At 60.2% G+C, this 14,484-nt stretch carries 14 protein-coding genes; 10 read left to right on the forward strand and 4 right to left on the reverse strand.

All coding sequences use genetic code 11. From position 1 onward, the window contains the following. The first annotated feature begins 2 nt into the window (after positions 1-2). From metC to P3T42_RS19275, 9 genes are all read left to right on the forward strand, one after another. The gene (gene metC, locus P3T42_RS19235; RefSeq protein WP_429306927.1) at positions 3-1,205 is read left to right on the forward strand and encodes a cystathionine beta-lyase; all 1,203 of its coding nucleotides are present in this window, start codon (positions 3-5) and stop codon (positions 1,203-1,205) included. A 30-nt stretch (positions 1,206-1,235) separates the two neighbouring features. Beyond that, entirely contained in the window at positions 1,236-2,729 is a 1,494-nt protein-coding gene (locus P3T42_RS19240) for an aldehyde dehydrogenase family protein (protein ID WP_429306928.1), read from the forward strand. A 290-nt stretch (positions 2,730-3,019) separates the two neighbouring features. Next, on the forward strand, positions 3,020-5,368 hold the full coding sequence (locus tag P3T42_RS19245) for a TonB-dependent receptor (protein ID WP_143788315.1): 2,349 nt from the start codon (positions 3,020-3,022) through the stop codon (positions 5,366-5,368). 9 nt (positions 5,369-5,377) lie between these two features. Further along, positions 5,378-6,022, forward strand: coding sequence for a MotA/TolQ/ExbB proton channel family protein (locus tag P3T42_RS19250; RefSeq protein WP_429306929.1), 645 nt, complete (start codon positions 5,378-5,380; stop codon positions 6,020-6,022). A 34-nt stretch (positions 6,023-6,056) separates the two neighbouring features. Next, on the forward strand, positions 6,057-6,461 hold the full coding sequence (locus P3T42_RS19255) for an ExbD/TolR family protein (protein ID WP_074296079.1): 405 nt from the start codon (positions 6,057-6,059) through the stop codon (positions 6,459-6,461). 3 nt (positions 6,462-6,464) lie between these two features. Then, positions 6,465-7,172, forward strand: coding sequence for an energy transducer TonB (locus P3T42_RS19260; RefSeq protein WP_429306930.1), 708 nt, complete (start codon positions 6,465-6,467; stop codon positions 7,170-7,172). After that, positions 7,169-7,969 carry a D-glutamate cyclase family protein gene (locus P3T42_RS19265; RefSeq protein ID WP_429306931.1) on the forward strand — a complete coding sequence of 267 codons (801 nt, stop codon included), beginning with the start codon at positions 7,169-7,171 and terminating at the stop codon, positions 7,967-7,969. Before P3T42_RS19260 ends, P3T42_RS19265 begins: the two co-directional genes overlap by 4 nt. 47 nt (positions 7,970-8,016) lie before the next feature. Further along, on the forward strand, positions 8,017-8,895 hold the full coding sequence (locus tag P3T42_RS19270; RefSeq protein WP_429306932.1) for a phytanoyl-CoA dioxygenase family protein: 879 nt from the start codon (positions 8,017-8,019) through the stop codon (positions 8,893-8,895). After that, positions 8,892-9,698 (forward strand): SDR family NAD(P)-dependent oxidoreductase, encoded by an 807-nt coding sequence (locus P3T42_RS19275; protein ID WP_429306933.1) that lies wholly within the window; start codon positions 8,892-8,894, stop codon positions 9,696-9,698. The genes P3T42_RS19270 and P3T42_RS19275 overlap by 4 nt, the downstream gene beginning before the upstream one ends. 65 nt (positions 9,699-9,763) lie before the next feature. On the opposite strand, the gene P3T42_RS19280 is transcribed toward P3T42_RS19275, so the two are convergent. Beyond that, positions 9,764-10,183 carry a hypothetical protein gene (locus P3T42_RS19280; protein WP_429306934.1) on the reverse strand — a complete coding sequence of 140 codons (420 nt, stop codon included), beginning with the start codon at positions 10,181-10,183 and terminating at the stop codon, positions 9,764-9,766. A gap of 89 nt (positions 10,184-10,272) precedes the next feature. Here P3T42_RS19280 and P3T42_RS19285 point away from each other — a divergent pair, with 89 nt between their 5' ends. Continuing rightward, a complete protein-coding gene (locus P3T42_RS19285; RefSeq protein WP_429306935.1) occupies positions 10,273-11,244 on the forward strand; it encodes a PDR/VanB family oxidoreductase in 972 nt (323 codons plus the stop codon). Positions 11,245-11,400: 156 nt separating this feature from the next. Here the strand turns inward: P3T42_RS19285 and P3T42_RS19290 are convergent, their stop codons facing one another. From P3T42_RS19290 to P3T42_RS19300, 3 genes are all read right to left on the reverse strand, one after another. Next, on the reverse strand, positions 11,401-13,071 hold the full coding sequence (locus P3T42_RS19290) for a methyl-accepting chemotaxis protein (RefSeq protein ID WP_429306936.1): 1,671 nt from the start codon (positions 13,069-13,071) through the stop codon (positions 11,401-11,403). Positions 13,072-13,191: 120 nt separating this feature from the next. Beyond that, positions 13,192-13,833 carry a DUF1109 domain-containing protein gene (locus P3T42_RS19295; protein ID WP_429306937.1) on the reverse strand — a complete coding sequence of 214 codons (642 nt, stop codon included), beginning with the start codon at positions 13,831-13,833 and terminating at the stop codon, positions 13,192-13,194. A gap of 142 nt (positions 13,834-13,975) precedes the next feature. Further along, on the reverse strand, positions 13,976-14,479 hold the full coding sequence (locus tag P3T42_RS19300; RefSeq protein WP_429306938.1) for a DoxX family protein: 504 nt from the start codon (positions 14,477-14,479) through the stop codon (positions 13,976-13,978). Positions 14,480-14,484 lie beyond the last annotated feature (5 nt).

Below are 14,484 nucleotides of genomic sequence, written 5' to 3' on the forward strand. Positions count from 1 at the left end.
TCATGGATCAAAAAACCGAACGGCAGCACAAGACGGATACCCGCGTCGTCCACACAGGCCGCACGCCGCGCGACTTTCACGGCGTTGTGAATACGCCCGTCTACCACGCGTCGACGTTTATCTTCGAGACGGTCGACGAATTGCTCGAAACGCGCCGTGATCGCGCGAGTGGCGCCTACGTGGGCTTCACCTATGGCCGCGAAGGCACACCCACCACGCGCGCTCTCGAAGATGCGATGACGGAACTCGAAGGCGGCTATCGTGCCGTGGTCACGTCGTGTGGCCTTGGCGCAATCGCGGCATCGCTGATGGCGTTTCTGTCGGCCGGCGATCATCTGTTGATCGTCGACAGCCTGTACGGTCCCGCCCGCGCATTTTGCGAGGAGACCCTGCGCAAATTCGGCGTGGATATCGAGTACTTCGATCCGCAGATTGGCGCGGGCATCGAAGCGCTGTTTCGCCCGAACACGCGAGTGGTCTACCTCGAGTCGCCGTGTTCCTTGACGTTCGAGGTATGCGATGTGCCTGCTATCGCCAAGGCATGCCACGCGCGCGACATCGTGTCGGTCATGGACAACACGTGGGCGTCACCTATCGGCTTCCGGCCTTTGCGACACGGCATAGATGTATCGCTTCATGCGGCCACCAAATACATCTCGGGTCATTCGGACCTGATGCTCGGCATTGCCGTCACGACCGAAGAAGTGTTCGTGCGTCTCAAGCAGACGGCTTCGGGAGCCGGCTATTGCGGCGGACCCGACGACGTGTATATGGCGCTTCGTGGTCTGCGCACGTTGCCGATCCGCATGGAGCGGCATCAACGTAGCGCACTCAAGGTCGCGCAGTGGTTACAGCAGCGCCCGGAGGTGGACAGCGTGATGTATCCGGCACTTCCCGACGATCCTGGACACGCCATCTGGAAGCGCGATTTCGAAGCGGCCTCGGGTCTCTTCGGTCTGGTGCTGAAGCCTTGTTCGGATGCGCAGTTCGCCGCGATGCTCGACCACATGACGTTGTTTCAGATGGGCTATTCATGGGGTGGCTACGAGAGCCTCGTTGTGCCTACCTATCCGGGCACGTTGCGCACGGCGCGTCCGTGGGCTTCGGATGGCCGGGGCTTGCGGCTGCATGTGGGTCTGGAGGACGTCGACGATCTGATCGACGATCTCGAACGCGGTTTCCAACGTCTCGCGGCCGCAGCGTAACACCTCAACCGACCTTCATATTGAGTTCCGATGACTTCTGCTGATCCGACGGGCGGCAAGCCCGGGTTTCTCGATGGCCGCGTCAAGCACATGCTGATCGACGGCGAATGGGTGACCGCGCTGTCCGGCAAGACGTTCGATTCGCGCAATCCCGCGACCGGCGAATGGCTCGCCACTATCGCCGAAGGCGACGCGGCGGACATCGATCGCGCCGTGCGTGCGGCGCGGCGTGCCTTCGAAGGACCGTGGCGGGCGATGAAGCCCGATGAGCGCCAGTCGATCCTGCTGCGTCTCGCCGACCTGGTGGACGCGCACTTCGACGAACTAAGCCTGCTCGACACGCTGGATATGGGCGCGCCGATTCGCCACACGCGCGGTAGCAAGCGCCATATGGTCGGCCTGCTGCGCTATTTCGCGTCGATGGCCGTGACGCTGCATGGGCAGACGGTGGACACGTCGCTCGGTGGCGACCTCTTTGCCTGCGCAATCAAGGAGCCGGTTGGCGTCGTCGGCGCCATCGTGCCCTGGAACGGCCCGTTGATGGCCGCGATCTGGAAGACCGGACCGGTGCTCGCCACGGGTTGCACGCTGGTGCTCAAACCGGCGGAGGACGCGTCGCTGACGCCGCTGCGCTTCGGCGAGTTGTTGCTCGAAGCGGGCGTGCCGCCAGGTGTCGTCAATATCGTGCCGGGCTACGGCGCAACGGCGGGTGCGGCATTGGCCGCGCATATGGACGTCGACAAGGTCTCGTTCACGGGGTCGCATGTGACGGGACAGCAGATCGTCAAGGCGTCGGCGGGCAATCTGAAGCGGCTTTCACTCGAGTTGGGCGGTAAATCGCCCAACATCGTGTTCGCGGACGCCGACATCGATCGCGCGGCGCCTGCCGCGGCGATGGCTGCCTTTGCCAATGCAGGGCAGATCTGCAGCGCCGGCACGCGGCTTTTTATCCAGCGTCCCATCTTCGATGCTTTCGTCGAAGCCGTTGCCTATACCGCACGCAGTCTGAAGGTGGGGCATGGCGTGGATGGCGAGACCGATATCGGACCGCTCGTCTCGAAGAGACAGCTTGACCGGGTACTCGGCTATCTGTCCGCGGGAGAACAGGAGGGCGCGCATGCGCTTGCGGGTGGGCGACGGCTGGCGGGCGCAGGCTACGACGGTGGCTTCTTTGTGCCACCCACCGTCTTCCGTAACGTGAGCGACGACATGCGCATCGCGCGAGAGGAAATCTTTGGGCCCGTGGTAGCGGCCATTCCATTCGATACGGTGGACGAGGTCGTCGCGCGGGCGAACGCAACGCCGTTCGGCCTCGGCGCAGGGGTGTGGACGCGCGATGTGGGGCGCGCGCATACGCTCGCGAGCCGCATTCGGTCCGGCTCAGTGTGGGTGAACTGCTACAACGCGATGGACCCCGCGATGCCGTTCGGCGGCTACAAGATGAGTGGGTATGGACGCGAGTCGGGAACACAACAACTCGACGATTACCTGAACGTCAAAGGCGTGTGGATCCGGCGCGATTGACGGCGCCGATACGGTGACTTCAAGGGGAGCATGAGCGGCGCTTCATCGAAGGATGGACGTCGCTCGCGTACGTTGTTCGATACGACAGATGGGTGGGAAAACACTTTGGTGTGCGTAGACAGTTCGGTGTCGTTGCCCTGCGAAAAAAGCACTCGTGGGAAGAAATTGACCTCGATACATTCAATCGCACGAAACGTCCGCAGCAGCGGGACGTCACTCGAATCCGAAAGGTGTGACGCTGAGCTTCAGTTGCACGCCGACATTTCCACTCGCATGCTCAGGGGTCTGCATTGAAGAACAAGACGCTTATCAAATGGATGGTCGTAGGTGCCACAGTTCCGGCATCGGTGTTCGCTCAGACGACTACACCCGACAAAGACACGACCGACATCGGCAAAGTCAGCGCAACGGGTACGAGTACGGCCACCGCAGACAACACGCCCTCGGCAACGGGCGTGACGCGTAAAGAGCCTGGTGGCGGTCTGATCGTCGACGAAGACGTGCCGAAGTCAAAGAGCTCGGTCACGCGCGATTTCATTCAGAAGCAGGCTCCGTCCGCGGATGTATTTCAGATTCTGAAGTACTCGCCGGGTGCGACGACAGGCACCGGCGATGCATACGGTCTCAACCAGGGCGTGATCGCAGTGCGCGGTCTGCAGGGCTCGCAAATGGGTTTCAACTTCGAAGGCATGCCGTTGAGTGTCGTGTCGAACTGGTCCGTGTTTCCGGGTGAGTGGATCGATACGGAGAACACCGATGTCGTGACGTTGAACCAGGGCACGCCCGACCTCGCTTCGCCGAACGTCAACGCGACGGGCGGCGTGGTCGATCTGTTCCTGCATAACCCGTCTCACGAGGCCGGCGGACTCGTCGATATGTCGTACGGTACGGACGATGCGCGTCGTGAGTTCGTGCGACTCGAAAGCGGCGACATTGGCGATACCGGTTTGCGTGGCTTCATTTCGTTTTCGAACATCGACGCCAACCATTTCCGCGGCGAAGGCGAGGACAAGAAGCAACACGTCGACATGGGTATTGTGAAGGACTGGGGCGGCGGCAGTTCGACAAAGCTCGCGCTGACCTATTCGGAGATCGTGCGCGATACGTATAAGAACCCGACGCTCGCGGAGTACAGTCAGGATCGCGGCTTTGGCTCGGCGTCGAACTACGCCGCGAGCTATGCGGCCGGCGGCACGTCGTATTACGCATTGCTGAAGAACCCGTGGCGCAACCTGCTCGTGTCGATGCCGTCCACGTTCGTTGTGAATCCGGCGTTGCGCGTGACCTTCACGCCATATGTCTACTACGGCTACGGTGCTTCGGGCGATGCCTCGCTGATGAACGAAAGCGCGGTGGGTTACGGCGACACGGTTCAACCGGTCGACCTCAACCGCAATGGTACGACCACCGACACTAACGTTCTCGTCTACACGCCGTATATCGAAAGCACGGTTCGCGAAGGCACGACGCTCAAGGGCGAATACACGATTGGCAACAACGACATCGTCGCCGGTGCGTGGTTCGAGCACTCGCAAGACCACCTGTATCAACCGTATAGCTACACGAACGGCACCACGCCGCTCGACTACTCGGGTAGCAGCGACCAGATCCGCCTGTCGAACGGGCAGGTGATTACCGGCTTGAACCGGAACACCATTGACGACTCCGGCGCACTCTTCTTCGGCGATACGCTGAGCTACCTGGGCGACTCGCTCAAGATCAGCGCGGGTCTCAAGGAACTGTGGCTGCGCCGTGTGGGTAACGATCTCGAACCGAATCCGGATCCGCGTGACGAAGTCGTGCACATGGCGACATTGCCGACTTTCGCTGTGAGTTTCAAACCGGCCGAACGCCACCAGTTTTTCGCGAGCGTGACCGAGAGCTACGGCCTCTTGCCGGAAAACTCGCTCTATCCGTACTACTACAACGGCACGCAGACGACGAAGGCAAACCCGCATCAACCGGGCGAAAGCTCCACGTCGTTCGAGCTCGGCTACCGTTACCAGGGACCGTATTTCACGTCGTCCACCACGCTGTTCCGCTATGACTTCAAGAACCGTCAGATCTCGTCGAGCATCTGCGATCCGGGTTGCCTGAGCGAACCGATCAATGGTGGACGTCAGATGGGCGAAGGTGTGGACTTCGAACTGGGCATGCAGCCGATCCACAACTTCCGTCCGTATGTGTCGTTTGAATATCTGCATACGGAAATCGAGGACAACATTCAAACGGGTACGTCGTACCTCCCGACGGCGGGGAAAGAAGCTGTCGAATCGCCGCGCATGCAGGCCGCGTTTGCAGTCGACTACGACACCGGCCGCTATTTCGCCAACCTGGGCGTCAAGTATGTGGGCTCGCAATACTCGACCTTCATGAACGACGAAAAGATCCCTTCGTACATGACGATGGACGGCACGCTCGGCATGCGCTTCGCGAACACGGCGTTCCTGAAGAAGCCTGAGATCCGTCTCAACATGCTGAACTTGCTCAATCGTCACTACCTGTCGGGCGTGTATAGCGCGACAACGAATGCCAGGACCACCGAAGCCCTCGACGGCTCGTCGGTCGCAGGCTCTGCCCCGACGTATCTCGTGGGCAACGGCGTCACCGCAATGGTTACTTTCGCAACTGCCTTCTGACGGAACATCATGCCAATCAATCGAGAATTTCTCCATGCCGCGTCGATCCACCTGCTCTATGCAGGGATGGTGATCCTCACCTTCGTGATCGTCGAACGACTCGTCTTTTACTTTTACCTGACCGCCAGGCGGGCGCGCATTGCGAAGGCGTTAGCGTTGGCTGTCGCGCAGGATCCAGCGTGGCCGCAGCCGCAGTTCGACAAGTCGGCCGCCGACGTGATGACACGTGCCATGTCCGAGTATATGGACGTGCAGCGTGAAGGGAACGCGCCGCGCGAACGTGTCGAAGACGTGTCGACGGCGCTGTTCCTGCGGGTGGATCGCAAGATCAATCGCGGCTTGTGGATTCTCGACACGATCGTAACGGCAGCGCCGCTGCTGGGCCTGCTCGGTACGATTCTCGGCATCATGGATACGTTCAATGCGTTGTCGGCAGGCGGGATTTCGGACCCTGGCGCGGTGAGCCGTGGCATCGGCTCAGCGCTTTTCGCCACTGCCATCGGTATCGGTACGGCGCTGTATGGCCTGCTCGGATACAACATCCTGCACCGGTTCGGCGAGAGCCTGAGCGACGAATTCAAGTCCTTCCTGCTTGAAGCGACTTTGTCGGGGCAGGCGCCGCGCGCCGAGATGCGCGGTCAGCGCGCGGCTTGAGCCGACTATCCAGCCAGGTCGATGGAGGCTTTAAATGAGGCAATTTCCACAAAGGGAAGTACGGCGGGCACGCATCGAGATCATTCCGATGATCGACGTCATGATGTTTTTGCTCGCGTTCTTCGTGCTGATCAGCATGAATGTGTTGCCGGCGCTCGGATTGAAAGTGGCGTTGCCGAGTTCGGCGAGCCCTGAGAAGGTGCAGGAGCAAAAGCGCATTACGTTGACGATCGATCAGGGCGGCGACGTGCTGGTCGACGGCAAGCCGACGCCGGTTGCGCAGGTTGCGGCGGCCTTGCGCAGTATTGCGGGTAACGACAAGCCGAGCGTGATCATCGCGGGCGACGGTCACTCGAATCTGCAGGTGTTGGTCGACGTGCTCGATCAGCTGAAGGATGCGGGCCTGCCGGCCGCGTCGATCATCACGAAGGCGAAATAAGCGATGCGTGCCGATCCGATGGAGCGAGTGAGTCAAGGGGCCGGGTTCGGGATGGTAGTGGCTGTGTCCGTGCTGCTCGTGCTCGGCGCGCTGCGACCTATCCCGCCGTTGCCCGCTCCGCCGAAGCAGGAGACGTTCGTGGTGGCGTTGCAGGCACCGCCGCCCGAGCCTCCCGCGCCGGTACACCCCCCCGCTCCAATGCCGCCGCCGCCCAAACCGGTTCCACCGCCGCCTAAGCCCCGGCCGGTACCTGTGCCGGCATCGGTGCATGCGACGACCACACCGACGCCGGTTGCAGCGCCCAAACCCGCGCCCGTGCCACCGCCTCAGGCTACGCCGCCGTCGCAACCTGCGCCGCTGAAGGCCGAACCGACGCCGCCCGCCCCGGTGGCGCCGCCAGTGAACAACGCGTCGCTCGAGAACAGCTTCGTGGGCAAGTTACGCTCGTATATTCGGTCCATCACGCAATACCCGCCGTCCGGTGAAGCACGCCGCTTGCGCCCGGAGGGTGCGGTTGAGGTGAGCTTCACGTTGAGCCGCGCGGGTGCGGTCAGCAACGTCAGCGTGGTGCGGACGTCCAACTCGCCGATTCTCGACAAGCAGGCAGTCGCAATTGTCGAAAGCGGCAGTTATCCGGCCATCCCCGCCGATGCATGGACCGGCGAAAACGCGCATGCGTTCACGGTGACCGTGGAGTTCAGCGCGCCATGAACTCAACCACGACGTTCGATACACCGCTCGCCCTGCGTCATGCGATCCGTGAGCGGCGCTGGACCGGATACACGAACCATATCGCGCCGCATCACGTACAGGGCAACCTGATGATCGTGCCTGCTGCCTATGCCGATGCATTCGCCGCGTTTTGCGCGGCTAACGCTCAGGCGTTGCCGTTGCTGGCGCGATCGGAGCCGGGCGTGCCGTTCATGCCCGCGCTGGGCGCCGACCTTGATCTGCGCACGGACGTGGGCGGCTACATGGTGTTTCGCGATGGCGAACTAAGCAGCACGCCTGAGTCGATCACCGATATCTGGCGTGACGACCTGGTTGCGTTCGTGCTGGGCTGCTCGTTTTCGTTCGAGACGCTGTTGCGAAATCACGGTGTACGGCTGCGTCATCTCGACGAAGGCAATGTCTCCGCGATGTACGTGACCTCGTTGCAAACCAAAGCGTGCGAGCCGTTCAAAGGACCGCTTGTCGTGTCGATGCGCGCATTGTCGCCGGCTGACGCGATACGCGCGACGCTCGTATCGAGCCGCCACACGATGTTTCATGGCGCGCCCGTGCATATTGGACTGCCGCAACTGATCGGCATTGAGGATCTTTCGCAGTCCTATGGCGGTCACGGCCTGACCACGTTGCGCGAAGACGAGCTGCCGGTGTTCTGGGCGTGTGGTGCGACTGCGCAACTTGCAGCAATGCATGCCCGTCTGCCGTTTTGCATTACCCATTACAAGGCGCATATGGTCGTGACCGATCTGCGCATCGAGGAATTGGCTGCGTCCGCGTGATGGCTGGCGCGACGTGGCGAGAGCCGTCTGCACTAAAGGAGATGAACTTGAATAGCGAAACATTCGACGCTGCGGTCGAACATTATCAGGAACGCGGCTACGTCGTGATGCCGGGCTTGCTCGGCGATCACGTGACCCAGGCGCTGCGCGCGCTGACCGACCGGTTAATGGCCGATGCGGTGGATGACGATGCGCATCGGGCGATTTTCGATTTCGAAGACGCGCAGGGCGGCGAAAAGCCGCCGATCCAGCGAATGAAGAAGCCCCATCGCGTGGACCCGTTCTATTTCGAACTCGCTCGCAATCCGGGCGTGCTAGGTTTTGTCCGCCGTGTGGTGGGCGACGCGGTGCGCCTCAATCACAGCAAGATCAATGTGAAGGCTGCACGGGTCGGTTCGACCCTCGAGTGGCATCAGGACTGGGCGTTTGCGCCGCACACCAATATGTCGACCTGCGTGGCGTCGGTGATGATCGACGACGCGTTTGTCGAAAACGGTGCCATGCAGGTGTTGTCGGGCAGTCACCTTGGACCCTTGCATGAGCATCATGACAGCGAGGACCGGTTCGTCGGCGCGATTGATCCGTCAACCAAGGGTCTTGATTTTTCGACTGCGCAACCGCTGGTGGGAAAGGCGGGGACGGTTGCGTTTCATCATCCGATGACGGTGCACGGTTCTGGCCTGAACCGGTCGGGCTCGCCGCGCCGCATACTGTTTCTGGAGTTCGCCGCAGTGGACGCGTGGCCGTTGTTCTATCACGTCGACTGGAACGAATATAACTCGCGAATCGTGCTGGGTGAGCCGACGAGCCGCGTGCGTATCGAACCAAACCCGCTGACCTTACCGTTCCCGAGTGAAGGCAGTTCGATCTACAAGACGCAGACGATGGCGCGCTCGCGTTTCTTCGACACGGTTACGAACCCATGATGAACACCTCTGGAGCGAAGCAGGAGATGCCCGTCGCGCTGATCACCGGCGCATCGAGCGGAACGGGACGCGAAATCGCGTTGACGCTGGCGTCTGAAGGATATCGCGTCGCGTTGGCAGGACGCCGCCTCGATGCGCTCAACGAGACGGCGGCTTGCATCATCGAAGCGGGCGGTACGGCGCAGGCCTTTGCGTTCGACCTGATGAACGAGCAGGCGGTGGCCGACGCATTGGGGGCGGTTCTCGAGTGGTCTGACAGGCGCATCGATGTACTGGTGAATGCCGCGGCTATTCCAGGGGCCGTTGAAGTGCCGATTGGAAAACTGCCGATCGCCGAATTCGACGCCATGATCAGCACCAACCTGCGCGGCCCGTTCCTGACGATGACGTATCTTCTGCCTGTGATGATCGAGCGGGGCTACGGGCGGATCATCAACATTGGCGGCAATCACGGCATGCGTGGACGGGCAGGGCGGGTCGGCTACACGTCGTCGAAGTGGGGACTGCGTGGACTGACGCGTTGCGCCGCGCTCGAAGCGGGACGTTCAGGGGTGACGGTCAACTACATTGCGCCGGGACCGATTGCCGTCGATCGCATGAAACGCGGGTGGGCCGAGCGCGGTCGTCGCGATGGGGTGGATACGTCCACTGCGGTTGCGCGCTATACGGCCGAGATGGGTCCCGCATTGGGCAAGCTGAACGAGCCTTGGGATATCGCTGCAATGGTGTCGTTTCTTGCCAGCGAGGGTGGACGAAATATCACGGGGCAGGAACTGGTGATCGACGGGGGGATCGTCGTCTAGAGACGGCGGGGAGGCATCGAGCAGGGCGGAGCGCGGGTTGCGCGCTCCGCTGTGACCTGTACCTCTCAAGTATCGGAGGTTGTGGCGCCGACAGCGAAGTCGGTGGCAATCGCGGCTTCAAGCGATGCGATCTCGTGCTCATCTGAAGTTTCGTACGCGTACGACCTGGAGCGCAGCGCCGACTTTGATGCGGGCTCGATGAGTTCAACCCTGGCCACGCCGCGATGCGCGTCGAGGCGAAACATCTGGTCGTCAAAGCGTGGCGACGTCTGGATGAAATGAGCCAGTGACAGGTAGATCTTTTGATCGCGCGGCAAGTCGAGCCTGTTTTTAAGGGGGTTTTGCGTGTGGGTGTTGCCGCTTATTTGCTCTACCTGGTAGATTGAACCGGGAAAAGCCGTGGCTAGCGTCGCAGCAACAGCATCGGCGTTGACGCCGCCCTCCGGTGGGTCTTCGAAACCTATCGTGATCCTGTAAGTCCGCATAGTTGGCTAATGATGACGAGGAATGAATTGTCGAATCCATTTTTGTCCGCCAATAAAAATCTCGCCATGAACTTTTGAGTGTGGAAACCATGAGTGCTGAACGACTCAAAGCACGGGTGAGGACGCTGCGATACGAAGCGACGCGCATTGTGAGCGTGGAACTCGTGCCGACCGGCAACACGACGTTTCCATCTTTCACTGCTGGCGCGCATATCGATCTGCATCTGCCCAATGGAATCGTACGAAGCTATTCACTCGTGAACGCGCAAACCGAAGTTGACCGGTATGTGATTGCTGTCCTCGACGAGCCGGATAGCCGCGGCGGATCCCGTTATATCCACGAGTTGTTGCGTTGTGGCGCACAGATCGAAATCGGTTCGCCGCGTAATCAGTTCGCACTCGACGAGTCGGCGACCTCGAGCGCATTGATCGCGGGGGGCATCGGAATTACCGCGATTCTCTGCATGGCGCGTCGGTTGCGCGCGCTACGCCGTGATGTTCGCGTCGCGTATGCGGCGCGCTCTCGCGTGGATGCAGCGTTTGTCGATGATCTGAAGTTGCTCGGCATCGAGGTCGAATTGCACTTTAGCGACGAGCACCATGGTCGACGGTTCGACATGGATGCATGGCTTGCTACGCAGCCTGATGGCACGCATGCGTATTGCTGCGGCCCGAAGTCGATGATCGATGCATTCGAACTGGCGTGCGAGCGAGCGTCGATTCGTGACGTGCATCTTGAGCGGTTTCATCCCGTCGAAGGCGCCGTGGCTGCTTTAACGGAAACCTATGTGGTCGAACTGGCGCGCAGCGGCCGGACAATCGAGGTAGCTCCGGGCGCCAGCCTATTGGATACGTTGCTCAAGGAAGGTGTCGACATTGACTATAGTTGCAGGGAAGGTATCTGCGGGGCGTGCGAGGTCCGTGTCGTGGCCGGACAACCAGTGCATCGCGACAGCATCCTGAACGCGGCGCAGCGCGAGGCCAATGAAGTGATGTACATGTGCGTATCTCACGGTACATGTTCCTCGAGGCGGAATGAGCGGCTTGTGCTTGATCTTTGATAGCGAAAGGCTCGCTTTCGTCTGACTTTCACGCTTTTCTCACACGCTCCGCGTTTGGATTTTCCGTTGCTGTCGTATTGCCACGGCGTGATGCTCTCAACGGTAACTGGCGCGGGCTTTCGCGCACATTGGTCACGCGTAAATAGCAAACGTCGGCTAAAACGAAGCCCATTCCGTACGCGGTTCCGCTGCCGTTCTTTTCTGGCCCGGTTTGAATGGTTGTACAGCAGCAACTTCAACTCGAGGCGTCGCAGGGGCGGTCTTCGAAGGGTCAACTGCCAGCTTGAAAATTGACACAATTTCGCGCAGCGTGCCGGATTGCGCTGACATCGATTGCGCGGCGGCCGAGGCTTCCTCAACCAATGCGGCGTTTTGCTGCGTCACCTGGTCCATCTGCGCAACGGCCGTATTGACCTGTTCGATACCAGTATGCTGTTCGAGCGAGGCTGTCGTAATCTCTTCCATCAGGTCGGCGACGCGCTTGACCGCCTGGACTACCTCACCCATGGTCATGCCTGCTTCGTTCACCAGATCCGAACCGGCTTTTACGCGCTCGACTGAGTGTGTGATGAGTCCTTTAATCTCTTTCGCGGCGCTGGCACTTCGTTGCGCAAGGGTCCGCACTTCTGCCGCGACAACGGCAAAACCGCGCCCCTGATCGCCCGCACGTGCCGCCTCGACTGCCGCGTTGAGCGCGAGAATATTGGTTTGGAAAGCGATACCTTCGATCACGGCGATGATATCGCTCACCTTGGCCGAACTTTCCGATATCGCATGCATGGTCTCGATCACCCGTCCTACAACATTGCCGCCACGCTGCGCGATGTCGGACGCGTTCGCCGCAAGCGCGCTGCCTTGCCGGGCACTTTCCGTGTTTTGCCTGACGGTGGAAGTCAGCTCCTCCATGCTCGCTGCGGTTTCCTCAATCGACGCAGCCTGTTCTTCCGTGCGCTGGCTCAGATCGGTATTGCCTGCTGCGATCTGCGCAGCGCCCGTGGCAATGGTCTCGCTGCCGGATCGTACCTGTCCAACCAGTTCCGCGAGTCGCTCATTCATGTGTTTGAGCGCTCGCAGTAGCTGGCTCGTTTCGTCCTTGCCGCGTACTTCGATTTTCGAGGTGAGGTCGCCTTGTGCGACCGTTTGGGCAATCTTCACGGACATGCGGATTGGGGCCGTGATGGAGCGAGCGATGATGAACGCAACAAGCAGGCTCAACGCGATGGCTATTCCGATCAGCACGCACGTAAACAGCAAGGCGCTGTGGAAGGCGGCCGCAGCCTCGGTACTGGAGTCGTCCGCTCCCTGACTATTGAGGGCAATGTCCTGCGCAATGAGGTCAGTGACTTTGGTGAACGCGCGCAAAGACTCGCCTCCAGCGAAAGACCGGGCGTCGCTGAAATGCTCATCTCCACTGTCGGCAAGCTCGTTCAGCCGTTTGTCCAGGGAGAGATAGGCGCTCCATGCTGCCTTGATCTGGTTCGACAATTGCAGTTCTTCAGCCGAGCCGACCACCGCCTCGTACTGTGGCCACACCCGCGATAACTCATTTAGCGCTGCGTCGTGTTTCGACCGCTGAAACTGACGTTCCGAAGAGCTGGTTGCAATCAGGTAACTTAAGGACGCCTGGCGCGTTTCATCAGCCAGCGCCCGTATATTGCCCAGCCGCTGGACACTGGGAAGCAGATTGGTTGCAAGATCTTGCGTACCAGCATAAATGCGGGAAGTCTGGGCGAGGCCTAGAGCGCCTACAAGACATAGCAAAACGAGCGTCACGCCAAATCCAATTCCAAGGCGAGCGCCTATCCTGAGACTGCCAATGGTTTTCACGACTTTTCCTTCGCATGTAGGTTGCAACGGTTGACTCAGCGTCGAATCAACACAGACAACCTGTATTGATCAGGAAACCTGCTTTCCTGCGACGTGATTTCTCCTGGTGCTCTTCCCAGGCTACCACCTCAAATAGAGCGGACCCATTAGGGCGCCGATACCGGCGGTGATGCTGATGCCCAGTACGTACCAGACACCCCAGAACGGTACCGACATCTCTGAACAGTAAAGCGAATATACGAGCAGACCTTGCGCGCCGGCGAGCAGTCCGGCGCCTGTCCCTGCCAATATCAGGTGGATGGGAGCGAGTCCCTTCAAGGCGTGCATCACGGCGGCAAGCGATGGTAGGGAGAGCAGAACAATATTCGCTGTGGTGACTCTCCATGTTGTACCCAGCATCAGTTGCAGGCGATAACCTGGCGGGGTCGCGAATACCATGAACGTGGCAGCGAGCAACATGGTAATGAATGGTAGTGTGACCACTAACCATGCCAGCCTGACGGGTGCACCGGGCCGACCAAGACGTCCAGCGAGATTCAATGCAGCGATGAGTGTCGTTACTGGAAACGCGAGCCGTACCCAGAACATCGTCGTCAGTAGCAATTCCGGCATGTCGCTGCGGATGCCGTAAAGTACCACCAGCAAAACCGTGCTGCTGGCCATGCCAACACTAAGCGCGCGATTGAGTCGCTTCGAAGAAAAATTCGACTCAATCGGTGTCAGATTGTTAGTTAGCCTGAGTATCAGATCTGAAGTTCTCATGTTGCCGCAACGTTTTTAAAGCGGATACGTGATGCAATACGAGAACCGGCTGTCGGGCAAGCTCTCAGTCCGGGGCATGCAATACTTCGAACCCGGCATTCGTGATACCACCTCGCTTGTCCGGTCAGATACGTTCACCGGATCACGACCTGAACGACTGGTCACCCAGCAGATAGTCGATCGATATCAGCCCTGGTCCCCACGCCGCAATACCCAGTGCCATTGCCACCCAGGTCAGGTGAATCGGCCAGCCCTCAGGCACGGTCAGTTCGATGATGCAGGTCATCAATATCAGGCCGGCTGCGGCGAAGCGGGTTCCAAGGCCAAGCACGAGCAGCACCGGAAATGTGACTTCGCCGCAGCCCGACAGAAACGCGAAAACTGCGGGAGCAGGAAACGGATAGGGACCGCCCGGAAGATGCAACTGAAACTCCTGCGTGAACAGGTCGATCGCCGTATCGTTGAGTTGCAGGAAGCCGTGCCACTTCAGAATCCCCGACTTCCAGAATGGCACAGCCAGCGCAAGCCGCAGCACGAGCTGAACCAGCCACGGTTGCGCGAGCGTCTGGATCAGTCGCTTCGCCGCGCCAATGGCGGAGACGAGCGGCTCCGGAAAGGGCAGTTTCAGGTTTTGTTGATTCGACATCCTGG

The sequence above is a fragment of the Paraburkholderia sp. GAS38 genome (genome assembly GCF_050434965.1).
In the GTDB taxonomy this organism is placed as follows: Bacteria; Pseudomonadota; Gammaproteobacteria; order Burkholderiales; family Burkholderiaceae; genus Paraburkholderia; species Paraburkholderia phenazinium_A.